A 24,671-nucleotide genomic window follows, 5' to 3' on the forward strand; every position below is an offset into this window, starting at 1 on the left:
CGCGCCATGCGGTCAGGATCCGCCGATCGCTGCCGCCCTTATGGCGTGAATAGCTAACGAGGTGGAGTCGAAATTGTGGGCGTGATGCGACGAAACGACTGGTGTTACGGAGACGCGACATAAACGGCCGCAAAGCTGACGTTCATCGGAAGAAACGAAGCCGCCGGGCGCAATTGTTTGCCCGACGACTTCGCCACGCTGGAACCGGCTAGCGGCAATGCCGAATGATTGACCCTAAGAAAGTCTCGAACGCACGCCGGGAGGCTACTGTCTATTTTCGACGTAGATAATTTTTACGAGAAGGCTCTAAGGCCATGTTTGATCCGCTGACGGATGCTGGGGCACAGATTAAACGCGCTTAAGGATCAACAACGTGAGCAAGACAGCTCCCGAAGTCGCGGACACCAAAGCCATGTTGACCAAGCTGCGAGTGACCACCGAGATAGCTGAAGCTCGATCGGGTGAAACCAAGATACTCCCGCGTCGCTTAGATCGATCAGTTGCCTTGCTTTTTTTTTGACATTTCAATCCGAAAAATTAGCGGGTCAGGCCGCGTTTTGCGTGCCTGACCCTGACGCGTTCCCTGTCGAGTTTGTCCCGATCTGCAGCAACATTCGCACGTGCGGCGACAAGAAAGCTTAAGTGGTCTGGTAAACCAAACCTGAGCGTCGCGTATGGTTTACGAAGTTGGGAGCTTGCTAAGTGATGTGCCGTTCCCGCGCCCTGCAGCCCGCACTAGACTGAACCTGCGAACACGGCGGGTTGCGACCGTATGGGATTGTCTCGCCCGCCGCATACCCTCCTTACGGCCTTGTCGAAAGAGATACTCCGAGCTTTGCGGCCATCACGCTCGTCGCGCCGGGGGTCCGCTTTAGTGTTTTTGCGATTTTTGTGACGCCTGCCTTCGACTTAGCCATCGTTTTCATTTGTCTTATGTCGTCCTTACTCCAGGCGCGACGAACGATCTTCTTCGCTTTGGCCATTTATTCTCCGAGCGGTTTTGTGGCGAGGGTGGCTTTTATCACGATGAAAGGCGTTGGCAACTGACAAGCTATTCAATGTGAGCGTCGGGTAGCTGCGCTGCGTTAATAAGGTTCAGTGCCGGTCCAAAGCCGATGCGAAGAGATGATGCCGCCTTCGCCTTTAGGTCCCGGAGAGCGCGGGGCAGCGAAAGTGATGAATTATCGATGATTATTCTGGAATGGTCCCGAAGATGTAGACGGCTGCGCGTAGTAGATCGGGACGCTCTCCTAGCGCAGCGAACCATTTCCGATAAATGTCGAGGATGGGGGCTGCTGTAGAGCTGCGAGAGGGCCTTATTGACTGCGGCGCGAAGTCTCCAGTCCCCTCTGGGTAGCACGAGGGCATACGGCTCGCTGGAAAGGTTTTCCGGGAGCATCTTGTAGGTCGATCCGTCGGCATTACGCGCAAAATTGCCAGCATCTCAACGGCACCGGTGTGGACGATCGGGAAAGCGTTGGATGCGCGCCCTACTCGACTCGTTCGTAGGTCACCACAAAAACGATGTCTTGGCCTGCCAGGTCTTTGGTCGGCGCCGATGTCAACGTCAGCTTATTTCCCACTATCTCGAAATGGCGCTTTGAAGTAATGCCGGTCCACGTCTGATTCCATGACGCCGCGTAGCTCGCGATTATGGTATTGCCTTCGACCTTATAGGTCCCACTGGCGGCGGCCATCGTGTTGAACAAGTTGATACGTTCGGCGTCCGTGGCCCTGGCCCCCGCGGGAGCTTTGCGGGTGTCGCCGACAAGGACAAACGCAATGTGTCCGCCCTTCGTGTATACGGCATGGCCAGTCGGCTTCTCCCCATAGGGGTGGCTGATCTTGCCTGTCGCTACTTCCTTGGTGCTTTGGCTGGTGAACTTCCACACTCCAACGAGTTGAGAAGCCAAATCCTTCGCTGGCACTGGCTTAGCCCACGTCAGAACGAGAGCGATTCCTATTGCGGAGATCAAAGTGCGCTTCATAGGGTCCTCCCCAAGTAGATAAGTTGAAGGCGCAGCAACGCCCCACTTATTGCGCGCCAATGGCTGCATTTTCGGAGAACATGAGACCGACAAAAAGGCGCGGCCTCCTCAAGAACAATGCCTGACGACGGCACTCGCGTTGTACCGCACGGTGATTTCGACATATCCGGGCATGATGCCCGACCCTACCGCTTTGGGCATACTGAAGCAATATTGGGTTGTCGTCCTATTAGGATTTACCGCGTTAGCTTTCCTCTTCCGTCGGATCATTCTCACAGCACTTGCGGGATGGCTTTCGAGTGTCACCCGCTCGTGGCACGGGGGTCCGCTGTGATGACGGCTCATGGCGGATAGTGTTGCAAAAGTCTCTTTGGGGCATGGGACTCAAATACTCCGGGTCGTGAGATCGGCGAGTCTAGAACACCAAATCTGGAACATGTCCGTTGTTGGTGTTGGTACCTTTGAGACATGCCCGCATATCCTGAGAATGTCCGTTCACGGGGGTAGACCGGAAGTCGCCGTGGTCTGGCCAAACCGACGCGAATGACCCAAAGCGGAAGTCGGCCTCCGCATACGTTAATTACTGAACCAACACCGAATCGGCTCACTTCCTACAATTAGCTGGGACAGCGCGGATGGAAAGGAACGCTGAAATGCAAGCTCTCTTTGGCACTTCTGCTCAACCAAGTACACAACGGATATCACTAAGATGATCGATGCAATAGCGGCGAAGTACGGCCAACGTTCGTCAGTCACTGAGCACTCCGTAGGCTGGAGGGTAGTGCGCTTTTACGCTTCGATTTTGCCCTGCCCCGGGATGCACTGGTGTGAACATGTTCACATTTGAGGCGGATGACGAACTCCACCTATGTCAGCGTTGGGTACCCTAATCGTCTTCCACACCGGAACATCGACGGCGGATCTAACTAGAATTTGCGGCTTACTAACTGAGGGGCTTTTCTTGAGCCTCAGTTGGTTCTGCAGGACATCGCGCGCGGTGCATTGAGCTCTGGCTTCGCTCGAGAATGGGAGGACGCACGCGGTGCAGACCATCACAATAAGGAACGTGCGGATGCCTCGCGGGTCGATACCTCGGTTCGAGGCGACGTAATCGATTTCGCTGCGGGTAATACCGATATCCATTAGCTCCCTGTTACTTAGGTCGCACAAGTTGGCCAATCTCTGGCGTTTTCGCCACTCCTGAAATGCATTCCAATATGTTTCGAGAGGCCTTGCGGTTACCGGCCCCAGCTCAGTGGTCTCGCGGATCGTGCTCATTAGGATGTGTCCTGTCTGGACTGTTCACTAGGCAATGCCGCAAGATGCGCGGGCGCGCTTAACTGGTGGCTTACATTTCTCTTACCGGCGGCTTACTCTTCCTTCGCTAGTACAGAGGCAACCCCGGGAAGGAATGGCAGTTGCGCTATCTTTTCGAGGAATACGCATTCGACACTAACCTGCGCGAGCTGCATCGGGGGACCGGTGCGGTGTCGATCATACCGCAGGTTTTTGACCTGCTCGAATACCTGATCCGCAACAGGGAGCGGGTTGTCAGCAAGGACGACCTCATCAAAGCCATTTGGAATGGGCGCAGCGTATCTGACGCGGCGCTGACGACCCGCCTGAATGCCGCCGGGATGCAATCGGCGATTCCGGCGAGGAACAACGCTTCATCAAAACACTACGGCGCAAGGGCTTCCGCTTCGTCGGACAGGTACGGGAGGCGCGAAAGGTTGCAGGTTTAAACCCTGGCGATGCGCCCGAGAGCGTTCCTGCACTTCCCGACAAGCCCTCCATCGCCGTGCTGCCGTTCGCGAACATGTCTGGCGATCCCGAGCAGGAGTACTTCGCGGACGGGATGGTTGAGGAGATCACTACCGCACTTTCGCGATTCAGATGGTTGTTCGTGATCGCTCGCAATTCGAGTTTCACCTTTAAGGGCAAAGCCGTCGATATCAAGGAAGTCGGGCGCAGGCTTGGCGTGCGCTATGTTCTTCAGGGGGGCGGTGCGCAAGGCGTCGGAGAAAGTTCGCATCACGGGCCAGTTGATTGAAGCGGCTACGGGCGCTCACATTTGGGCGGACAAGTTCGAGCGTGACATGAAAGATATTTTCGCGTTGCAGGATGAAGTCACGCTCGCCGTTGTCTCAGCTATTCAACCAAGGATATTTCAAGCAGAAATTGCACTGGCGTCGCGGCGGCGGCCTGAAGACCTCACCGCATATGATCTTTGTCTCCGGGCTATGCAGCAGATTGGCCCATCGACCCGCGAAGGGTTGGCCGAGGGACTCCGACTGGTCCAGCGCGCCCTGGAGCTTGACCCCGGGTTTGCTGGTGCCGCCGCTCTGGCAGGTGCCTGTCACCTGGAAAACGTGGTTAGGAACTATGCCATCGACCCTCAATTCGAACGCAAGGAAGCCGTTCGGCTCATGCGCTTGGCATTGAACCTCGACGATGGTGATCCAAACAAACTAGCAAGGGCTGCCCTGACCTCGGCACTTTTGGTCGGCGATTGTGAGACCGAGATCGAGATGGCCGACCGGGCGGTTAAGCTCAACCCGAATTCATATCACACGTGGCTCTGCAGAGGCTGGGTCCATAAGATTGCGGGGCGGAGGAAGCGATCCGGAGCTTTGAACGTGCCATGCGAATGAGCCCGGTAGACCCGCAAACATTCACAGCGCTGACCGAGATTGGATTTGCCCTTATCGAGCTTCGTCGCTTTGACGAGGCCATCATTGCAGCGAAGAAAGCCCAGCGTGTAAACCCGTGCTATCCAGGACCATACCGCTGCCTCGCGTCCGCTTTCGCCCATCTCGGACGCGACGCTGAGGCCCGTGAGGCCGCGGCTCGTATGCTTGAGATCGATCCCGCTTTCACAATATCGGCGTGGATCGCCCGGAGCCAGCTATCAAAAACTGCGAAGCTGATGATTGAGGGTTTTCGGAATGCGGGATTGACCGAGTAGCTCTCCAATGTCCACGAGTTGATCGAATCGCGGCACTCTTCTGCGGTCCATGAGTCCGGAGTTGGCACCTTTGAGACATGCCTGCCTATCCTGAGAATGTCCGTTGACGGGGGTAGACCGGAAGTCTCCGTGGTCCGGCCAAACCGACGCGGATGACCCAACTCGGACATATGCCGCGCCACTATGTCCCAAACGGTCGGGAAAATGTGTTAGGCTGTCGGCCCCACAGGCGTTGGAGGGGCACATGCGAAGGGGAGAATTCGTCGCGGGCGCGGCAGTGGCCGCCTTAGCCTTAGTTAGACAGGCTCGCGCTCAGACCGATAGATCGACACCACGAAAGCGGATCGCGATAATCTCACCCGCTCGTCCTGTTGAGCAGCTCAAAACTCATCCTTATTTTCGATCATTCCTCGACGAATTGAGCCGCCGCGGCTTTGTCGAGGGAGAACACCTGATTGTTGATCGCTATTCAGGAGGTGGCCGTACAGGCAGTTATGCCGATCTCGCGCGAACTGTGGTGGCCACTAACCCAGACGCCATATTCACGAGCGGCTATCCGATGATAGCAGGACTCAAAGCCACGACAACAACCGTTCCGATTGTTGCGACAATAGATGATCCGGTCGCCGCTGGGCTCGCGTCGAGCTTGGCTCGACCCGGGACCAATTTTACGGGCGTAACCGTTGACGCTGGTTTGGAGCTTTATGGAAAACGTTTGGCTTTGCTGGTCGAAGCGCGGCCGAACGTATCTGTAGTTGGGTATCTCTCATCGTCCGACAATTGGAGCAGACCGACGGGCGCGGCAGTGCGAGAGGCGGCGCAACAGGCAAAGGTTGCGATAACTCATGTGGACATCGGAAATTCGTTTAACGAAGCGACCTATGCAGCGGCGTTCGCCTCGATGAGAAACGCTCGAATAGATGCACTTCTAGTCTCCGACGAACCGGACCATAATGTGAATGCCAAAACATTGACCAGCCTTGCCGCGAGCGCTCGAATACCGACAATGTATCCGTTCCGCGATCTCGCCGTAGCGGGTGGGCTTATGACCTACTGTATCGATTTACTCGATGCGTTTCGATACGCGGCAGGCCAGGTCGCCGAAATACTGCGAGGCAAAAATCCCGCCGAAATTCCCTTTTATCAGCCCACTAAGTTTCAGCTTATCATCAACACAAAGGCCGCCCAACAAATCGGGCTTGATTCTGCCGCCGACACTCGTTGCCCGCGCCGACGAGGTGATCGAATGAGGGGACCGACTTCCGTTGATGGCACGAACCAGACCAACGGGACCGGTCTGTCGATGTCCGTTCTTGAAGGCAAAGCCGACTTCCCGGTGGCCAACCCGGACTTCTCAGTTTGACCCAAAGCGGACATTGAAGAGCCTGCATCGACTTGCCCCTTCTCGACGGGATCGTTAACGTGAGGCGGTCTACCACGTACAGGCATCACATCTAGAGCATTGCATCGGCTAGGCGGTTTTATAGTTTGCGCAGTGGGGTGAGTGATGGAGTGCCCGGCCTGTAAGGCGAACCTAACCGCGGAAAGCAAATTCTGTAACCAATGCGGCATCCCGCTGGCGCAAGCGTGCCCCGCTTGCGGGCATGGCAATACCGCACGATCCAAGTTCTGCAATGAATGCGGCGCCACCTTGACGCCAGGGGCACCGACCCTCCTGGAGACCGTTCCGCAAGCGACTTCATCCGCTCCATCAGGCCCCGCCGCGGAGCGCCGGCAGCTTAGTGTGATGTTTTGTGACTTGGTGGGTTCAGTGGCACTTGCTGAGCGTCTCGATCCCGAAGATCTCCATGATCTCCTCGCTAAATACCAGCGTCTAGGGACGAAAATTGTGGAATCGGGTGGCGGCCTGGTCGCCCGATATCAAGGTGACGGCATTTTGGCCTACTTCGGATATCCGGTGGCACACGAGCACGACGCCGAGCAGGCCGTCAACACGGGGCTAGAACTGGTTGACGCCGTTGGCGAGTTGGGACCGGCACACGAGACGCTTCAGGTACGGATCGGAATTGCCACGGGCGTAGTGATCGTTGGTGAGCTTGTTCAGTCCGCTCAGATGGATGAAGTTCCCATCGTAGGCGAAACGCCCAACCTGGCGGCTCGGCTGCAGGCAATTGCCGAACCGAATACCATCGTGATCGATGACCGCACACATCGTCTGACAGGGCGCCTGTTCGAATATGACGATCTCGGCCTGCTGAAGTTCAAGGGGTTTACCAAGCCGCTCCGTGCTTGGCGGGTGATCGAGAGGAGCGATGTCGAAAGCCGCTTCGAAGCGCTGCACTCATCTGATCAGCCGCTGGCTGGACGGCAGGAAGAGCTTGAATTGCTGATCCGCCGATGGAGTCGCGCAAAATCCGGCGAAGGTCAGGTTGTGCTGCTGTCCGGCCAGGCCGGCATTGGCAAGTCGCGACTGGCTGCCGCGTTGGAAGCGCAGCTACTCGATCAGCCCTATGCTAGAATGCGCTACTTCTGCTCACCGCAGCATCAGGGCAGTGGCCTCTATCCCGTGATCAGTCAGCTCACGACCGTAGCGGGCATTGCACGCCTGGACAGCGACGATCAGAAATTTGACAAGCTTTGTTCACTGCTTGCGCCTTCCATCAAGGACCCGCTCGATCTGGCTTTGATCGCCGAATTACTCTCGATCTCGACCAAAGGCCGCTTTCCTCAAGTTGAGTTGAGTCCGCAAGTCCGCAAGCTACGAACGTTTGCCGCGCTACAGTCGATCATCAGGGAAATCTCCTCGCACCAGCCCCTGCTGATCGTTTTCGAGGATGCGCATTGGATCGATCCAACTTCGCTGGAATTGACCGAGCATTGCATAGATGCCGCGGAACATCAGAAGCTTCTTTTGATCATGACTTCCCGGACGGCCTTCTCACCGCCCTGGGCCGACCGACCTTATGTTACTCATCTGTCTCTAAACAGACTCCCCCGGTCGCATGCTTTGGCTATGATCAAGAACATCGCAGGGTCGATGCCGCTGCGTGAAGAGATTTTCGAGCAGATACTCGATCGGACAGACGGCGTTCCGCTATTCGTTGAGGAACTGACAAAGACGGTGATCGAGAGTGAACTCGCGAAGGGCCGAGGAGAGGTCGCGACGATGTCGCCGGGTGCTCAAGCGATCCCCAGCACGCTGCAAGCGTCTCTCTTGGCGCGGCTAGATCGCTTGTCGCCGGTTCGAGATGTGGTGCAGATCGGTGCGGCTATTGGCCGTGAGTTTTCCTTTGAGTTGCTCAGTGCCGTCTACCGATTTTCCGTTGATCAGCTCAAGGAAACTCTTCGCCAACTGGTTTCGGCCGAGCTGATCTACCGTCGAACCGACCCACCCAACGAGTCATATAAATTCAAGCACGCGCTGGTCCAGGACGCGGCCTACAGCACCTTGCTCAGACCCCAACGCAAGGAGCTCCATGCGCGTATCGCAAAGGCGCTGGAAGAGGGGTTTCCCGACCGTGCTTCAACCGAGCCCGAAGTGCTGGCCTACCACTTCTCGCAAGCAGATCTCATTCAGCTGGCGATAAAGTACTGGCAGGCGGCCGCTAAGCGAGCTGCGGAGCGTGCGGGCAACGTCGAGGCGGTCGATTATTACGACAAGGCGCTTGCAATACTTCAGACGATACCCGAAACGCCGGCGCGCGATCAACAGGAACTGATGCTACTGGTCGGGCGGGGCCTTCCGTTGACCGCTATTGGAAGTTATGCCGCACCCGACGTAGGCGAAAATTACCGTCGTGCGCACGCACTCTGCAATCGTATGGGCACTGCCCCACAGATTTTCCCGGTCCTGCAGGGACTCTATCGATTCTATCTTGTCGGTGCCGAACTGCAGAACGCATTGGACACAACCAGACAGCTGCTCGATATCGCCAACAAAGTCAGCGATCAAAGCCTGCTGATGGAGGCCCATCAAGCGCAGGCGTTCTCGCTGGGCTTCCGAGGAGAACTGCCGGCGGCGCAGGAGCACTTTGACAAATGCATGGCTTTGTTCGACCCCGACCACTTTCGGGGTCGAATGCACCTTTACTCGACCGATACCGCAACGAGCGCGTTATGTCTCGGCGCTTTGATCGCTTGGCTCACGGGCTACCCGGATCGCTCGGCGGCAACGACAGGGCAAGCGTTGGCGCGAGCCCGCGAGGTGGACCATCCGTATACGCTGGCGTGGGCGTTGAGTTTTTCCGCCGTACTTTACCAGCTACGTGGCGAAGTAAGCATGACGCGTGATCTTGCCGAGGAATGCGTGGCCCTTTGCCAGCAGCACGATTTTCCATTCTGGCTGGCAAGTGGCCGTATCATGCGCGGATGGGCGCTCGCAGATGAGGGTGAGCAAGCAGCGGTCGGAATAGCGGAGTTGCGTGAAGGTCTCGACGGTTGGCACAAGACCGGGGCCCGCGTCTATGCTCCCTATTTCACATGCTGCTTCGCGGAGGCATGCATCTCGGCTGGGCAGCCCGCCGATGGGCTGGGCCCGCTCGCGGAGATGATTGCGGTTGTTGAACGTACGGGCGAAGGCTGGTGGCAGCCCGAGCTTTATCGACTGACCGGAGAGTTGTTGAGTAGGCAAGCCCAAGTCGCCGAGAGTAACGCGCGTCCAGAGTATTTTTTTCGCAAGGCATTGGAACTCGCGATACGTCAGAATGCCAAATCACTTGCTCTCCGTGCGACCATGAGTCTCTGCCGATCCTGGCTGCGTCAAGGATTGGAGCGCACGAAAGCTCGTGAAGAGCTTGCTGCCATTTACCGTACGTTTGACGAAGGTTCATCGACTCGCGATCTGCGCATGGCCCGTCAAATGCTGGACGAGCTTTCCTGAACCTCTTCAGCAGATCGATCGGTCGCATGAAAACTCTCACGGAAAGGGCCGCCTTCCACCGGCTGAGCAATGAGGGTCCTTTGCTTTAGCTGTGCAGACCAAATGCTGTTGCGCAGAGATAAGGGACTCTTGAACCACCGCGCCTTGATCAATCTTTGAACAGAACCTGGAGCGACCACACTGTTGACGATTTGGTGCTGGCGCAGCCCAAGGGGCAAAGATTCATCTTTCGCCATCCGGAAGCGCCTTATGTCAGCCCAAGAGGTACAAAGGACCCTTTCCGCGAGGACGCCTACGTTGCGCCAGCGAAAGCGTCTGAGAAGTGGAGGCCCGATCAGTGCCGTCGTAATCGCAAACGTGTTCCAAACCCGCAATGAGCCAAGCAATGTTTGGCTGCGTTGAGACCGTCCGTCCGGCAGCTTTATGCTTGAGAGATTCCAATCATGATAGAACATATCCTTGCCGACGGCGCCGCGTTTGCTGAGGTCTATAAACAGTGCGCTGCCCTTGGTGGCGACAAGATCGGCAGTGTAGTGGGCATCACACACGACACCGTCTGCGCCACGTCCCGAAACCTGGCCATTGGCCGCCTCAGGCGGTGTAATGAACAACCCGATGACAAAAACACCGTTGCGCCGCAGGACGCCATAAACGTTCTTGTACATCGATACAGCATCGTCAGCCCGTACCCCCTTTCGATGGCTCTTGAGCCATTCTGGATCAAGCGTCTCGATACCCATGAGACAGAAAGACAATCCCGCCCGAGCAGCCAATTCAACGAGCTCGGGATTCCTGTTGACGGTGTCGCCGCGCATGAAAGAGCCAAAGCGCATGCGAAGGTCGCGGCGAATCATTTCTTCGAACAGTCGTTTGGTGTGTCGATGATCTTGGGCAAAGTTATCATCTGTAAAAATGAACTCTCTCACGCCGAGACCATGCAGCTTTGCTAATTCATCGCAAACCCGCTCGACGGACTTGTAATCCTGCCGATAGTTCCAGAAAGTGTTGATATTGCAGAAGTCGCAGCGGTGCGGGCAACCACGCGAGACTTCGACAGCAGCCGTCAAGCCGCCGGACTGCAATCCTAAACCATAGGGACGCAAATCAAACAGATCCCATCGCGGCACCGGCACACGGTTCAGGTCAATTTTAGGTGCTTTGACGCCCGTTGCCTTGGCGCGACCGTGATCGCGGTAAACAAGATTCGGAAGGTGATTAAAGGTGCTGCTGCGCGAGACGATGGCCTGCATAAGCTCGCGAAATGCCACTTCGCCCTCCCCAACAACGACAAAATCAACTCCACACTCAATCCAGCGTTCGGGGAAGGCCGAAGCATGATTGCCGCCAAGGATGATCACGACGTTCGGATTGAGCGCCTTGGCCAGACGGATGGTCAGCTCGGTATCCAGCGCTTTCAGGGGAGACATCATGGAAATTGCGATCACGTCCGCCTGTCGCAGTCTCCGTTTGTAGTTTACGAAGCTCTCCCTCGTTACGTAACCGTCGAACATTTCGATTTGCAGCGGCAGATCAGAGACGACACTCGCCAGAATCGGGTATACCGCGCTGGGAGCTTTAACGATCTCACCCAAGGTGTCGACTGTGAACGGCCACGAATCGACCAGGGTCTTCGGGTGCAAAAATAGCAGTCTGGGCTTGTCATAACTTCGTGACAGAAGGGGTTCGGGCTGCGCCGGCGATGCATTAGCTGAATTTAGCAGATGGTGGAGTGTGGTCGAAGCAAGCTTGAGCAACGCGCTTCCGCGTGAGAGCATGAGAAAACCTCACTCTGGTCAAGATCGCCCTTGATATCCCCAGTATCACCGACAAACGCAAACGGTACAATCTACTTTGAGAACATACGCGCTGCGTTCAAACGGCTGAAATACTAATTCGACATTCAATGAAGGATACCGCGGCCGCGGCGTTGCCGTGTGTGAGCCAGTTCACATCCGCCAAGCGTGTTTCTTCTTGCCGGTATGTCGCTTGTTGGCACGTATGAGACATGCCGACCGGCCCTAACGGTGTCCGCTTCCGGGGGAATAACGGAAGTAGTCTGCCAACGACCAAAGTGACGCATTGACCCGAAGCGGACATCAGGGTTGGACGACCGCCGACCGACGCTTGATCTAGATCAATTCGATTACCAGCAACAGACCCATTGTTGCTCAGTGAGGATCATCCAGCCGGTCCCGGAATAAAGCAGCGCCACAGCGGGGTCATACTTCCATCGCGGCTGTCGAAAGATGGCGCCCACCAGACCATCGCGGTGCCGCTTAGGTTCGGCTGCTGGATAACAACCGAGTCTGGCACGTCGAACCAATGCCCCGGTTCGGTGGGCCGATGCGGATGCTTGAGCCGGACCCGATAGCCACCCTTGGCCATATCCCATTCGGCCTCGACGTGATGGCCATCTCCGCTGTCACAACAGCGCTCGCCCGCCTTATTCTTGAGACTCTTGAACCACGTGTTGAGTTCGGGTCGCATCGGGTCATGTGAATAGGCTGTGCTGATCCCGAGAAAAGCAACCGCACCCAATCCTGCAATGCGAGCTACGATCAACCGATAGAGACGCAACGGGCGTCCATTCGGACTGGTCATAGGAACCTCCGTTCCCCCGAGACCCGCCGGTGTGGATTAGCGGAATTGCGCGAAGGTTCAACCGGAAGCTGAGACCCGCCGGAGGTACTCCATCGGGCTGACCGTAGTGGCCCGGATATGAATTGCACTCAGCGGCTTGCTAGCCCAGTGATTAAGGAGTCCAGGCGATTTCCGTAAATGCACTCAAAGCGACTTAAGCGGCGACGCTGCAGCAGTGGACAAAGCTCGCCACCGAGCCGGCAATCTTAGTTTGACCGTAATGCGCCGCAGTCCTATCGGCATCAAGGGAGTTGGGGCGATGTCCGAAAAATTGGCGCTCTTTGTCGACGGCCTGAACCTCCACTACACGGCGAAAGCCTTGGACTTCAGCATTGATTTCAGGAGGCTTCTTGCCGAGTTCGGGGCGCGCGGCGTGCTAGTGCGTGCTTATTACTATACGATCATCGCTGAAGAATTTGAAACGACCCGGCCCCTCATCGATTGGCTCGACTATAACGGTTTCGCAGTGCGTACGACACCGGTTAAGGAGTTCGATGATGTTCAAGGCCGGCGGAAATACAAGCGCAATATTGGAGTTGAACTCGCAGTCGATGCGCTCGAGATTGCGAAGTACGTAGACCACATATTGTTGTTTTCCGGGGACGGCGATTTTCGTCGCCTTGTCGAAGCAATCCAGCGCCTCGGTCCTCTCGTCACAGTCGTATCAAGCATGCGAACGAAACCTGCGATGGCCGCTGACGAACTGCGTCGGCAGGCGGATACGTTCATCGAATTGGATTACCTTAAGGCTGCGATAGGGCGGACAAAGGAGGAGAGCAGGCGCAACCCGAGGGATGAGTTTTCGTAGGGACAACATTCCCCACCGGCTTTCTCGGCATGCCTCGAAGCTGATAAACCGAATTGAGCATTGGTCTTTCATGTCCGTGACTGGCACTTTTCGGACCTGACGGCCCGGCTGACGATGTCCGATCTTGAGGGTAAAGCCGACTTCCCGGTTGCACGTCCGGACTTCTCAGTTTGACCCACAGCAGACATTGCTTCCGCGACGCACGGGAATACTACCGTTCCGGTTTCGACTTCCACTCAACCGCCAGCTTCTGCGCTTCGGCGATCTGTGCCGGGGTCATCTGCTGCGCGACGCGATTTCGATTGCTGATCGCATCTTGGTCACTTCGCGCAGCCGCCAAACTGAGCCACATGTATGCTTGAATATTGTCTTGCGGCACGCCTAGTCCCGTAGCGTAACAGAGGCCAAGATATACCTGCGCTCCAATATGACCTTGGTCTGCAGCGCGGCGAAACCACTTCGCAGCCTCGATCCGGTTCTCGGACACGGCCACGCCCGCGAAATGCAGGACCCCGACGTTGAACTGCGCACCATCGTTACCGCGCTCGGCGGCAAGGTGATACCACTTCAATGCTTCAGCTTTGTTCTGGGGCACCCCATTGCCGTTGTCGTACAAGGTCCCCAGGTTGTACTGGGCGAAGGTGTGGCCTTGATCGGCTGCGAGGCGCCACCACTTTGCAGCCCTAGCGTAATTTTTCGGTACACCTTGGCCGCCGTCGTACATGAACCCGAGTGCGTACTGCGCCTCGGCATTGCCTTGGTCGGCGAGCGGACGCCAGAGCCGTAGCGCGGTTGCGTAGTCGCGTCTGCCATGCGCCGCCTGCGCATCCTCAAACGGCCCCGCAACAGCGCCTCCCGCCATCGACAGCGGCGAAGCGAGCGCGAGAAGGACCAGGAGGATTCGGACGATTGGCATGGGAAACCTCAATTGGCGGCTTGTTTGTCGCGGGCCGCCCGCGAAAGGTTCACCGCCGATGGCCTCTTGCGGACACAAACGAACGACCATTGCGCATTAGCCCGGTCCGCCTTTGCAAGCATGTCGCCTATTGGCACTTAAGAGACATGTCGATCGGCCCTGGCATGTCCGCTTCCGGGGGAAAACCGGAAGTAGTCTGCCGACGACCAAAGTGACGCGTTTGACCCAAAGCAGAAATTGATCCTAGCTAGAGCCATCTCCCAAAGGTTGTCAGCAGGGCTGCACAGACCAGGAAGTGGAACAAGGTCCGACCATCAAAGGAACAGCATCAAAAGGTTATGGCCAACGTGAGCGGTTCGGAGCTACGGGTTTTTGTTTCCCAGCAATCGGTTGAACCCGCCGGCAAACCCTTGAGCGCGGCCCCAGCATCTCTTCCCGAGGCTGGGGCCGTTTCGTTTTTTTTTGACCAGTAGAAAAAACCAGCCGGTTGCATCATAAAATGGGAGCGGAGCCGCTCGTTTCCGAATTGCCTCGTCAACTTTCATTATATGCAGTTTGTGCCATCCCGATTTGTGCTGAATCGCCGGCTGGTTCTGTTGTTATTAAAGCTACACTGGGCCTTTTGACCTTGGGAGCGCGTTGTTCGAGAAGCGCAAGGGCTCGTTTCAAGGTCTCGAACCAGCCTTAATCTAAATTAGTATACTCCGCTTTCAGCCTTAGGCTCAGGTAGCCATCCTCAGAACTTGCATCGTGCCCGGATCATGGCCGCGATCTTGTGGGTTTCCTAAAACGATCTCGAGCTGCGACATCACTGGCGCAATCGTAAGGCGCCCGCTACTGTCGATAGAAGGCCACCGATGTTGACATTTTGAACGGGAGAAAATTGCGATGATGGGTGTGAAGCAAGTGATACCACGGCACGGAATTTTGATCGGGGCCGCGCTCATGGTGAGTGTTTCCGTAATGCCCGCTGCCCGTGCCCAGAACGGCGAAGCCGAGAAGCTTCTAAAGGGAATGGCGGACTATGTTTCCGGCCAGAAGACTCTCGCCGTAACTTACGACTCCGATATCGAGGTGATTACGTCAAAGTTACAGAAAATCCAGTTCACAAGCTCCGGACAGGTGCAATTGAGCCGTCCGGACAAGCTTCGTGCCACCCGAACGGGTGGTTACCGCGACGTCGAGATTGTGTTTGACGGCAAAATGCTGACCGTCAACAACAAGGACGGCAAGGACTACGCCCAGATCGAAGCCCCCGGCACTGCAGAGGAATTGATTGATGTACTCCGAGATAAGCATGGAGTGGTAGCGCCTGGTGCCGATTTGCTGCTTTCCAACGTCTTCAATGTCTTGATGACCGACGTGGTTGAGGCCGCCGTCATTGGCAAGGGCGTCATCGACGGCGTCGAATGCGACCACCTTGCATTCCGTAACGTGGAAACAGACTGGCAGATCTGGATCGAATCCGGCGCGAAGCCGATCCCGCGCAAGTACGTGATTACCAGCAAGGGCATCGGCGAAGCGCCGCAATACACCCTGCGGATCAAGGACTGGAAGACCGATGTGGCGGCCGACGCCTTCGCGTTCAAGGCGGATCCTTCCTTCAAGAAGATCGCGCTCGGCGATCTCTCCGATATCGACGAAGTCCCGCAGGGCACCACCACCAAGACAGGAGACAAGCGATGACCCGAACAACCTTATTCCGACTGTGGTTCGCGACCGTTCTCGGCGTCGGCGCCTTTTTCTGGGGAGGTCAACTGCCCCACAATGGACAGTCATCGCTGGTTTCGTCAGCCGAAGCCAGGATCGGCCGTCCGCTGACGCCGATGAGTTACGCCGGCGTTGCCCGACGCACCACGCGCCGGGCCATAGTCGGCGGAGCCGTAGTAGGTGGCGCCGTTGCGGCCGGAGCCTACTATGGGGCTGCGGGAGCATGCTCGCAGGTCGCGGACGCCTACGGACGGATCGTCACGGTCTGCCAGTAAGTCGTTTCTTAACGACGAGAAGAGCCGCAGCGCTTCGGAGCGCTGCGGCTTCCTAACCAGCATCCGGCTCAGCGAAACGCTCAGCGTTTCCGATTTCGTTGTCAACGCTGCTGATCGCGGGTTCATGGTCGCAAGCAGTGAACCCGCCAGTGATCGGGCCGCTGAAAATTAATGTGTGAAAATGCTAGAAAGAAACATTGAAATGATCGCAAAGAAACTGATTTTGGGTTGCGCAGGCATCGTTTTTGCGGGCCATGCCTTTGCCCAGGTCGAACTCAAGACATACGCCGACCGCGACGGCTATCTCGACGTTCAGAAGCTGACCTGCGCTCAACTGGCGAATACGTTTCAGGAAGACGCGGATTACTTGGCTGCCTGGTATAGCGGTTGGTACAACGGCCTTGGCAAGAAGCACATGATGCAGGTCTCGCGCGCCAAAGCTCTGCAACACGAAGTCATCGTCCATTGCAAGGCCAATCCGGGCAAGAAGGTCATCGAGGCGATCGACGTCGTCTTCAAAGACTATAGAACCGACCAGGGCATCAAGATGAAGAAGTGATCTCCGGTCGGGCAAGTTGCGAGGCAGGGGGAGCAGATGATGCATGTTGAATTGGTCTAGAGACAGAAACGGGCGATACCCTGGTCGATTCCGGGCTGGCGCTGATCGCCAATGACGTGTCTTCGGCGGAGGACATCGACAAGACCTGGATGATCTGCTTGAAGTCGCTCGGTCCTTGCGCGTTGATGGACATCGTCGGATTGGAGACCATGTACCACGTCGCTGCAGCGACGTGAGGGGTATGCGCAACTGAAGAAGAACGCAGAATACAGGCACACTTCCTCGACAAGAAAAACCTGGGCGTAAAAACCGGAGGAGGCTTTTACAAGTATCCGAACGCGGCCTTTGCGGAGCCGGATTTTCTACGTTGAATGTAAACAGCATCGAATGCCGAATAGTCGGCGTCTCATCGCGTCTCTTCAAAGGAAAAAGTCATGAAAAAATTAGGCATAAACGTCGCTCTGGTTGCCTTGCTGGCAGGCTTAGCTAGTTTTAGTACGCCCTCGCGGGCCGAAACCGGTCAAGTTGCCGTCGTGTTCACGAAAGGTGGCTTCATTGTCGGAGCTGGCGGCGGTGAGGGCGTACTGACCTTCCGAGGCAAGCGCTATCCGTTCACCGTATCGGGCATGAGCATCGGCTTCACGATCGGAGCCTCGACAACCAAGCTGGTCGGACGGGCCGTCAATCTGAATAGCCCGGCTGCGTTTGAAGGCAGTTACAGCGCGATCGGAGCCGGCGGTGCGGTTGCGGCCGGGGCTGCAGGCGTTCAATTGCAGAATGCCAATGGCGTGATACTGCAGCTCAGCGGCCCGAAGGTCGGCGCTGAAGTGTCGGCTGCAGTGGGCGGGGTAACGGTCCGATTTAAATAGTCGCGGGCCGCATCGTGTGATGACCGATGTTGATTTTAATTCGGATGGAGTAACTCCGTGAACGAGCCACCGCACCCGGCTGCGCCCCATCACCTTCCAGGTTTCATCACCGCGCCGGGTGACACCGACGTTTTGATGATCGTTATGGGCATCCTCCTGATCGGCGCCGTTCTCGGGGTCGGCAATCTCTACCTGCACTTGCACACCTTGCCGGAGCGGATGGCGCACTGAACTCACAAGCTGCAATTCGAGATCGTTGCTGTGCTCGGTCTACTGGCACTTTTTACGCACAACCATTTGTTCTGGGTGATCGGCCTGTTCCTCGCGATGATCGACTTGCCGGACTTCATCACACCGCTACGCAGGATTGCCGGATCGGTCGAAAAGCTGGCCGGCGTTCCGGCTGGACCGGACCCAACCGAGCCGCCGGCTGAAGCTGCAGCCCACGCGGCCGGCACGAACAGGCCCGCCGCCAAGAGTGAGGCACAGGTTCATGCTTGAGATCATCCTTTGTTCGCTCGTGACAATCTTGCCGGACTATCTCTATCGCCGCTATCGGCAAGGAAAGCGCTTCGGCCACGAAATCACGCTCTATTCGGTCTGGTTCGAGCTGAGATTTGGCATCATCGGCTGCCTGATGCTCACCGTCGCGCTGATCACGATGATCTTCTACTATCATCCGTCGACCACTTCGGCGACGTTGTACTACCGTACCGTCCCGCTAATGTCCGAAGTAGCCGGCCGGGTGGCAGAGGTTAACATCGATGTCAGCGCATCCGTCAAACAAGGTGAGGTGATTTTCAGACTGGACAGCGCCAAACAGGAGGCAGCGCTGCTGACGGCCAAACGCAAGATCGCCGAAGTCGATGCCGCCATGCTGTCGGCGCAGGCCGATGTTCTCAAGGCCGAAGGGCAGATCCTGCAGGCGCAGGGCGATTATCAGCAAGCGACCGATGAGCTGAACACCAAGCGGGACCTCCAACAACGCAATCCCGGTATCGTCCCGCAGCGTGACATCGAAAAACTCACGGTGCTGCAAGCCGGCCGGCAGGGCTCGCTCGATGCCGCCAACGCTTCAAAGCAATCCGCGGCGGTCCGCGTCACCGCTCTTCTCCCCGCCGAGAAAGCTAGCGCAGAGGCGGCGTTGGCCGAAGCGCAGGTCGATCTGGACAAGACCTTCATTCGTGCAGGGTTCGACGGGCGGGTCGAGCAGTTCGGGCTGAGGCCGGGCGATATCGTCAATCCAATGATACGGACGGCCGGCGTCCTGATTCCGGACGGTGCGGGTCGGCGTGCCCTCTCGGCGGGGTTTGGGCAGATCGAGGCTCAGGTCATGAAGGTCGGAATGGTGGCCGAGGCCACCTGCATTTCCAAGCCGTGGACGATCATTCCGATGGTGGTGACCAATGTGCAGGACTACATCGCGGCCGGCCAGTTCAGGGGCGGCGAACAGCTGATCGAGGCGCAGAGCACCGTGCGTCCTGGCACCATTCTCGTTTTCATGGAGCCGATCTACAAGGGCGGGCTGGAGGGCGTGACGCCCGGCAGCAGCTGTATCGCCAACGCCTACACCAGCAATCACGAATTGATTTCGTCCGGGAAACTGGGTTCATTCAAGAAATTCGCGCTGCACGTCGTTGACGCCACTGGCCTCGTGCACGCAATTCTATTGCGGATTCAGGCCTTGCTGCTGCCCATCAAGACGCTGGTGCTGAGCGGACACTAACCACATGGTCACCGCACGCCGTTGGCCCAAGAGCAATAGTATTAATGCGCATTGGGTGGGGAGTCAGTTGCTATGTCGATGTGGAGTAGCGGTTGCACGATAGGCAGGTCAGTCGCCGTTCTACTTTCCTTCCTTTTGGTCGGTTGCGCAGCCAGACTTGGGCCAGAAGTGCTGACGCCCGTGGCGGCCTCGGGAGGCGGGAAGACGCTGCAAATCTATGTGGCGACTACGCGTGATCGCGAGGTTTCGTCAGGAAACGTATTCACCGCGAACCGCGCCAATGCGCTCAACTTTGCAAAGTTTGCCGTCTCGGTACCCCCTAACCACAAGCCCGGCAATATCGAAATGCCGACCGCAACTCCCGATCCAGGGAGCAGCTTTGCTGTAGTGGATCAGGCCGCACTGAGCGAAGCCGATTTTCGCAAAGCCGTCGCTCCGCAAGGCAACACTCGGCGGAAAAAGCACAAAGCCTTTGTGTTCGTGCACGGGTTCAACAACACCTTCCAAGAGTCGCTGTTCCGGATCGCGCAATTGCAAGCGGACATCAACATCGACGGAATTCCGATCCTGTTCGCGTAGCCATCGCAAGGTCGGGTCGGTGCTTATGAAATGGACAAGCAATCGGCAAACTATTCTCGTGATCATCTGATGGCTTTGTTGACGATGCTAAGCAACAGTTCCGAGGTCAGCGACATTATGGTGGTGGCGCACAGCATGGGTGCCATGTTGACAGTCGAGACCCTGCGCCAACTTCGCCTCGAAGGCAAAGACCGAGTGATTGCCCGGCTAGGCCGTGTTGTGCTGGCGGCGCCCGACATCAATGCCAAGACGTTCCGTGCTCAGGCACAAGCCATCGGTCCACTCAAGCCGCCATTGCCGGCTCGAGAGTCGGCCGAACGAGGATGGCTTACTCCAGCCAGATGAGCCCGGCCCTAACGCTGTCGGTACTTCCGATTTTGTTCTCTAATTCCGGGTCTGGGTGTCAAGCTCTCCAACGATCATCCTCGCCGGGCCCAAGACGCACCTCGGCGCGGGGGAATCGATACCTATTAGCAGAAAAAAATGGGCCGATGTCCGGCCAGAACCAATGTCCGAGATGGGAGAGCGGACATTGCTCAATGCAGCCTGCCAATACCTTCCGATTCCGAAAGACTTGAGTTTCGGTTGCGGTTCAGAGTTAGTTGTTCTCGTTGAAGCAGAGGCGTACAGTGGGATCGTCAACAGCGTGATCGGGAGGCAGCCGTGCGTCCTACGAGAATCGCGTTCGCAATCGTCACGGCTTTGATAGTGTTTCTGGCAGGCGGCTCGCCCGAGGCGCAGCAAGCCACCAAAGTCCCGCGGGTTGGGTTTCTCAATCCTGTGGACCGGTCAGCGCCCCACTTCGAGGCATTCCGACAAGGACTTGCCGACCTCGGTTATGTCGAAGGCCACAACATCGCAATCGAGCCACGATTCGCGGAAGGGCAGTACGAGCGATTTCCCGATCTTCTTGCCGAACTGGTCCGTCTCAACTTGGACATCATCGCCGTGACGGGTGCCGTAACGGCGCGGGCCGCAAAGAAGGCGGTCAAGAATATCCCGATTGTCTTCGCCGTCGTAGTCGATCCGGTGGCAGACAATGTTGTCGCGAATCTGGAGCGGCCTGGCGGAAACCTCACAGGCACGACGAGCTTTGACCCGCAGCAAGCTAAGAAGCAGCTCGAGCTCCTCAAGGAGGCGATTCCTGGGTTCAAGCGCGTGGCTCTGCTGGGCGATCAAGGCGTCTCCGAGGCCTTGATTAAGGCCAGCGAGGCAGAGGCACAAGCAATGGGCCTCCAGACTCTGCGCCTCAGAGTGGCAGCGCCGAATCCGGACCTGGAAGGAGCGTTCGCTGTATTCAGGCAAGAGCACGCCGACGCTCTGCTGATACTGGAAGAACCGGTAGTAGGGGTTCATGCGAAGAGGATCGCCGAGCTAGCAGCCAGGGATCGGCTTCCCACCATCTTTGCACCGTCCCGGGTCGGCGCTGGGGGCCTCCTCGCCTATGGAACGAGCCAAGTCGAGTCGATCCGCCGCATGGCGGTGTACGTCGATAAAGTTTTGAAGGGAGCCAACCCGGGCGAGCTGCCGGTGGAAAGGGTTACGCCCTACGAGCTAATCGTGAACCTCAATACGGCGCGGGACATCGGCATCACGATGCCGCCCGAGGTGCTCAAGCGGGCGGACCGCGTGATCCAGTAGATCGGTGAGGGCCCGTAAGGCCGGAATCGAAGTGCAGCAAAGAGACACACCACAACGGACTGCAACTCCGCCAGTCCCATTTGCCCGCCTGAGCTGATGAGACGAGTGCGGTGTTTCGCTGCATGTCTCTTATACGTCCTTCCGATCATGTTCCCAGCACGTACCGCTTTAGCGCGCGGCGAATGGACATCAACAAGCTGACCGATCAGGTCCGAAAAATGCCAAGCCTTATGCACCCGCAACAGAAACAGAATTCCTATTCGATCACCTCGTCAGCCCTGGCAAGTAGAGCAGGAGAAATATTGAGGCCGAGCGCCTTCGCAGTCTTGAGGTTGACGCACAGGGTAAAATGCGTCGGCTCCTCGACCGGCAAATCAGCCGGACGCGCGCCTTTGAGAACGCGGTCGGCGAGCGCCGCAGCACGCCGATAGTTCTCAGCCAAGTCGGGGCCGTACGACATTAATGCACCATCCCTGGCTTCAGGTGCAAACGAATGGATTGATGGCAGCTGGTGAGAAAGTGCCAACGCTGCGATTTCCTTGCGCCGCCCAAACATCAAATTGTCGGTAAGGAAGATGAGAGCCTGCGCACCCGAGCCTTTGGCGTCATCGAAGGCAGGCGCGAGGTCTTGCGCACCCTCCACCTCCCGGGAGAAAACCTCGACCCCCCGAGCCTGCCCCGCCTGCCGGATGACGTCGAAAATGGCGGCGTTCTCGGAAAATGCTCGGCTCCATATTACGGCGACACGCCGCGTGCCTGGAAGGGCATCGAGCAGCAGCTCCAGCCTTTTACCGCCGAGCGTCGCCTCGCTGTAAGTGACGCCCGTGAAATTGCCGCTCGGCCGGGAAAGGCTCGAAACGATCCCCTGCCTCACGGGGTCAGTGACGAATGCGAAGACGACGGGCGTTCCGACACCGGCCCGCTTCAACGCGAGGACGGCTGGCGAGGTAAGCGCTACGATCACATCCGGCTTTTTGGAAGCAAGGCCCGCTACCAGCGCGTCTAGCCGTTTGGCGTCTCCTTCCCCGCCAAGTAGTTCAATCGCTGCCGTATTGCCGTCCTCATAACCGAGCGCGAGCAATGCCTCAATCAGAAGGTGGATAGGCGTGCGATTTGGAAAGCCGCTGTGCAAGATGCTTATTTGCTTTACCGCGGCCAAAGCTGGCGTCCCGAGCAACGCCAAAAGCAATCCTGCGATCAGATAAGGCCGTCTCATTGGATCAACTCACCGCGCCCCAGGGGCCGCGTCCCGCCGCACTATGGGCCAGCAAATAGGAGATTGGAACGGGGTTGAGTAACGAAATTGCCGACCCCGTCATCGACGGGCGACGTCCGTTGGGTCCTGACAGCCCCGAAACGCCACTCCGAACTGATGAAGATCTGGGCGATCGTCATCACGGTGAAGAAACGCACCCCCAGTCCGCTCGCCCAGATATTCATCAGTTCGGCGCGCGCCGTCGCAAAATCGATCTCGGATGCAATATATAGTAATGTCTGTGTTTGCCCGCGGCAGTCTGCTCGCTCATCAATCAGTATGGCATTCGCCGCGTTGAGCTGTCGCATACTGCGCAGGTCGAATATTCGCAAATGCACCTCGGGCGTTGCTTTTTCCGGACGGGCTTTTAGTCGCTCATGGAGGCTTTCCTCTGACGGACCTTCACGCAAAGCAAGAAACCGGTGATTGGAATGATGCTTCATGCTCGTCGGACTTTGTATGGCAAGAGCCCATCCGACGCTGCCAAGAGCGGACATCAGCTCCTTTGATAGTATCCCTTCGGGCAGTGCGATCCTTAACTCCTGCAGCGTCGCGAACGGTATGTTGAATGAGAGACCATACTGACGCAATTTGACTTTCAACATATGCGGCCGATGAGGGGCTGCCATAAGGTTCTTTTCGCAGTCAGGAGTCATGCCCACGACTCCGCAACCGACGAACTACCGCATCAATCACGGGCCCTAAGCTGGTCTAAGCGCACCGATGGAACCGTCAACCCTGGCCGAAGTTGATTGATAGGCCAAGCTCGGTGATTCTGCAGGGATGGCTATTGAGGCTTATAGTTGAGTGTATTCGTAATTGACGCCGACCAGGACGTAAATGAGCTGATCCGCACGCTTCAGGCGCGCGAGTCGGAGCTCGCTCTCATTCATCGGATTGCTGGCATTGGTGGAGTTGAAGTTGACCTGAGGGACGGATATCGCAATCGGAGATCTCCAGAATACCTAGCGATCCACGGCCTCCCCCCAACAGCCACTAATGAGTCTCATGAGAGTTGGGTTGCGCGTATACATCCCGAAGATCGGATACCGACAGAACAGCAATTTCTGGATGCTTTGGCCGGTGCGACCCAACTCTACTCGGCGGAATACCGCATCGTTAGGCCAAGTGACGGTCAGACGCGATGGGTACGCGTTGCGGCTCAAATAGAACGTGATTCGGATGGTCGGCCCGTTCGCTTAATTGGCGCGCATTTCGATGTGACGGACTCGAAACTTGCGGAACGGATTCTGAGGGAGAGCGAGGAGCGATTTCGGTCAATAGCTAATAGTGCACCTATTCCAATGTGGGTTACTCAGCTCAACGGCGAACGCTCCTTCGTGAACCATGCTTATTCTGACTTCTTCGCACTCAGCCACGACGAGGCGCTAAAGCTCGATTGGCGCAGCCGTGTGCACCCGGACGACGCTGCCCAATTAGCAGAGCCCGAGCAATTGCGGACACTGGTACCGAACTCCAATTCTGCATCCGGCAACCCCTTCTCAGTACAAATAAGAATCGCTCGGGGAAATGGCGATTGGCGATGGGTAAACGCCGTCTCTCGGCCCAGGTTCGATGAGCATGGGCATCACATAGGATTTATCGGCGTAGCACACGACATCACCGCAGAGAAGCAGGCTGAGATCGAACTTCGCGCGTCCGAAGAACGTTTTCGGCTAATGGCCGAGAACGCACCTGTGATGATTTGGATCAGTGACGAGAAGGGTAGCTGCGTTCATCTCAATCAGATGCTTCGCGAATTCTGGGGCGTTTCCGAAAAGGAGGTTCCAGCATTCGAGTGGAGCAGCACGCTGCATCCTGAAGACAAAGCCATCGTGATCGATGAAGTCGCGTCCGCTATAGAAAAGCAGAGTACGGTGTCGCTGAAAGCTCGTTA

The 24,671-nt window shown here is 57.0% G+C and carries 23 protein-coding genes and 2 pseudogenes; 17 read left to right on the plus strand and 8 right to left on the minus strand.

Annotated features, from left to right (window positions below; all coding sequences use genetic code 11):
• Positions 1-803: 803 nt before the first annotated feature.
• From JQ629_RS31070 to JQ629_RS37325, 3 genes are all read right to left on the minus strand, one after another.
• Entirely contained in the window at positions 804-983 is a 180-nt protein-coding gene (locus JQ629_RS31070; RefSeq protein ID WP_212415855.1) for a hypothetical protein, read from the minus strand.
• Positions 984-1,490: 507 nt separating this feature from the next.
• On the minus strand, positions 1,491-1,988 hold the full coding sequence (locus JQ629_RS31075; RefSeq protein WP_212415856.1) for a lipocalin-like domain-containing protein: 498 nt from the start codon (positions 1,986-1,988) through the stop codon (positions 1,491-1,493).
• Between the two features lie 837 nt (positions 1,989-2,825).
• On the minus strand, positions 2,826-3,266 hold the full coding sequence (locus JQ629_RS37325) for a DUF1127 domain-containing protein (RefSeq protein WP_249135396.1): 441 nt from the start codon (positions 3,264-3,266) through the stop codon (positions 2,826-2,828).
• Between the two features lie 140 nt (positions 3,267-3,406).
• Here JQ629_RS37325 and JQ629_RS37330 point away from each other — a divergent pair, with 140 nt between their 5' ends.
• The 6 genes from JQ629_RS37330 (at position 3,407) to JQ629_RS31095 (ending at position 9,796) form a co-directional block, all read left to right on the plus strand.
• Positions 3,407-3,733 (plus strand): winged helix-turn-helix domain-containing protein, encoded by a 327-nt coding sequence (locus JQ629_RS37330; protein WP_249135397.1) that lies wholly within the window; start codon positions 3,407-3,409, stop codon positions 3,731-3,733.
• Positions 3,734-3,807: 74 nt separating this feature from the next.
• Complete coding sequence (locus JQ629_RS37335) at positions 3,808-4,041, plus strand: hypothetical protein (RefSeq protein WP_249135398.1); 234 nt, start codon at positions 3,808-3,810, stop codon at positions 4,039-4,041.
• 46 nt (positions 4,042-4,087) lie between these two features.
• Positions 4,088-4,642, plus strand: a complete 555-nt coding sequence (locus JQ629_RS37340; protein WP_249135399.1) for a hypothetical protein — start codon at positions 4,088-4,090, stop codon at positions 4,640-4,642.
• On the plus strand, positions 4,639-4,956 hold the full coding sequence (locus JQ629_RS37345) for a tetratricopeptide repeat protein (protein WP_249135400.1): 318 nt from the start codon (positions 4,639-4,641) through the stop codon (positions 4,954-4,956). The genes JQ629_RS37340 and JQ629_RS37345 overlap by 4 nt, the downstream gene beginning before the upstream one ends.
• Positions 4,957-5,200: 244 nt before the next feature.
• Positions 5,201-6,319, plus strand: coding sequence for an ABC transporter substrate-binding protein (locus JQ629_RS31090; RefSeq protein WP_212415857.1), 1,119 nt, complete (start codon positions 5,201-5,203; stop codon positions 6,317-6,319).
• A 144-nt stretch (positions 6,320-6,463) separates the two neighbouring features.
• On the plus strand, positions 6,464-9,796 hold the full coding sequence (locus JQ629_RS31095; protein WP_212415858.1) for an adenylate/guanylate cyclase domain-containing protein: 3,333 nt from the start codon (positions 6,464-6,466) through the stop codon (positions 9,794-9,796).
• Here JQ629_RS31095 and JQ629_RS31100 read toward each other — a convergent pair.
• On the minus strand, positions 9,772-11,550 hold the full coding sequence (locus JQ629_RS31100; protein ID WP_212415859.1) for a B12-binding domain-containing radical SAM protein: 1,779 nt from the start codon (positions 11,548-11,550) through the stop codon (positions 9,772-9,774). The two genes, JQ629_RS31095 and JQ629_RS31100, sit on opposite strands and share 25 nt — an antisense overlap.
• Before the next feature lie 424 nt (positions 11,551-11,974).
• Positions 11,975-12,397 carry a hypothetical protein gene (locus JQ629_RS31105; RefSeq protein WP_212415860.1) on the minus strand — a complete coding sequence of 141 codons (423 nt, stop codon included), beginning with the start codon at positions 12,395-12,397 and terminating at the stop codon, positions 11,975-11,977.
• Positions 12,398-12,695: 298 nt separating this feature from the next.
• On the opposite strand from JQ629_RS31105, the gene JQ629_RS31110 reads away from it, so the two are divergent.
• Complete coding sequence (locus JQ629_RS31110) at positions 12,696-13,244, plus strand: LabA-like NYN domain-containing protein (RefSeq protein WP_212415861.1); 549 nt, start codon at positions 12,696-12,698, stop codon at positions 13,242-13,244.
• 211 nt (positions 13,245-13,455) lie between these two features.
• On the opposite strand, the gene JQ629_RS31115 is transcribed toward JQ629_RS31110, so the two are convergent.
• Positions 13,456-14,160, minus strand: coding sequence for a tetratricopeptide repeat protein (locus tag JQ629_RS31115; RefSeq protein WP_212415862.1), 705 nt, complete (start codon positions 14,158-14,160; stop codon positions 13,456-13,458).
• 888 nt (positions 14,161-15,048) lie between these two features.
• On the opposite strand from JQ629_RS31115, the gene JQ629_RS31120 reads away from it, so the two are divergent.
• The 9 genes and pseudogenes from JQ629_RS31120 (at position 15,049) to JQ629_RS31165 (ending at position 21,519) form a co-directional block, all read left to right on the plus strand.
• Positions 15,049-15,846 carry a DUF2092 domain-containing protein gene (locus JQ629_RS31120; RefSeq protein ID WP_212415863.1) on the plus strand — a complete coding sequence of 266 codons (798 nt, stop codon included), beginning with the start codon at positions 15,049-15,051 and terminating at the stop codon, positions 15,844-15,846.
• Complete coding sequence (locus tag JQ629_RS31125) at positions 15,843-16,145, plus strand: hypothetical protein (RefSeq protein WP_249135404.1); 303 nt, start codon at positions 15,843-15,845, stop codon at positions 16,143-16,145. The genes JQ629_RS31120 and JQ629_RS31125 overlap by 4 nt, the downstream gene beginning before the upstream one ends.
• A 202-nt stretch (positions 16,146-16,347) precedes the next feature.
• Positions 16,348-16,704, plus strand: a complete 357-nt coding sequence (locus JQ629_RS31130) for an HdeA/HdeB family chaperone (protein WP_212415864.1) — start codon at positions 16,348-16,350, stop codon at positions 16,702-16,704.
• An 80-nt stretch (positions 16,705-16,784) separates the two neighbouring features.
• On the plus strand, positions 16,785-16,940 hold the full coding sequence (locus JQ629_RS37995) for a 3-hydroxyacyl-CoA dehydrogenase family protein (RefSeq protein ID WP_502753519.1): 156 nt from the start codon (positions 16,785-16,787) through the stop codon (positions 16,938-16,940).
• A 198-nt stretch (positions 16,941-17,138) separates the two neighbouring features.
• Positions 17,139-17,573, plus strand: a complete 435-nt coding sequence (locus JQ629_RS31140) for a hypothetical protein (RefSeq protein WP_212415866.1) — start codon at positions 17,139-17,141, stop codon at positions 17,571-17,573.
• A 57-nt stretch (positions 17,574-17,630) separates the two neighbouring features.
• Positions 17,631-18,074 (plus strand): annotated as a pseudogene (locus JQ629_RS31145) (hypothetical protein).
• Entirely contained in the window at positions 18,067-19,299 is a 1,233-nt protein-coding gene (locus tag JQ629_RS31150; RefSeq protein WP_212415867.1) for an HlyD family secretion protein, read from the plus strand. Before JQ629_RS31145 ends, JQ629_RS31150 begins: the two are co-directional and overlap by 8 nt.
• A gap of 345 nt (positions 19,300-19,644) precedes the next feature.
• Positions 19,645-20,223: pseudogene (locus tag JQ629_RS37350) on the plus strand (alpha/beta hydrolase).
• A 318-nt stretch (positions 20,224-20,541) separates the two neighbouring features.
• Positions 20,542-21,519, plus strand: coding sequence for an ABC transporter substrate-binding protein (locus tag JQ629_RS31165; RefSeq protein ID WP_212415870.1), 978 nt, complete (start codon positions 20,542-20,544; stop codon positions 21,517-21,519).
• A gap of 256 nt (positions 21,520-21,775) precedes the next feature.
• Here JQ629_RS31165 and JQ629_RS31170 read toward each other — a convergent pair whose 3' ends face one another.
• Complete coding sequence (locus JQ629_RS31170; protein ID WP_212415871.1) at positions 21,776-22,735, minus strand: ABC transporter substrate-binding protein; 960 nt, start codon at positions 22,733-22,735, stop codon at positions 21,776-21,778.
• A gap of 41 nt (positions 22,736-22,776) precedes the next feature.
• Positions 22,777-23,430 carry a hypothetical protein gene (locus JQ629_RS31175; RefSeq protein WP_212415872.1) on the minus strand — a complete coding sequence of 218 codons (654 nt, stop codon included), beginning with the start codon at positions 23,428-23,430 and terminating at the stop codon, positions 22,777-22,779.
• A gap of 147 nt (positions 23,431-23,577) precedes the next feature.
• Between JQ629_RS31175 and JQ629_RS31180 the strand changes: the two genes are divergently transcribed.
• Positions 23,578-24,671, plus strand: a 1,094-nt coding sequence (locus JQ629_RS31180) for a PAS domain-containing protein (RefSeq protein ID WP_212415873.1), incomplete at its 3' end; no start/stop codon positions are given.

It is taken from the genome of Bradyrhizobium sp. AUGA SZCCT0222 (assembly GCF_018130205.1).
Lineage (GTDB): Bacteria > Pseudomonadota > Alphaproteobacteria > Rhizobiales > Xanthobacteraceae > Bradyrhizobium.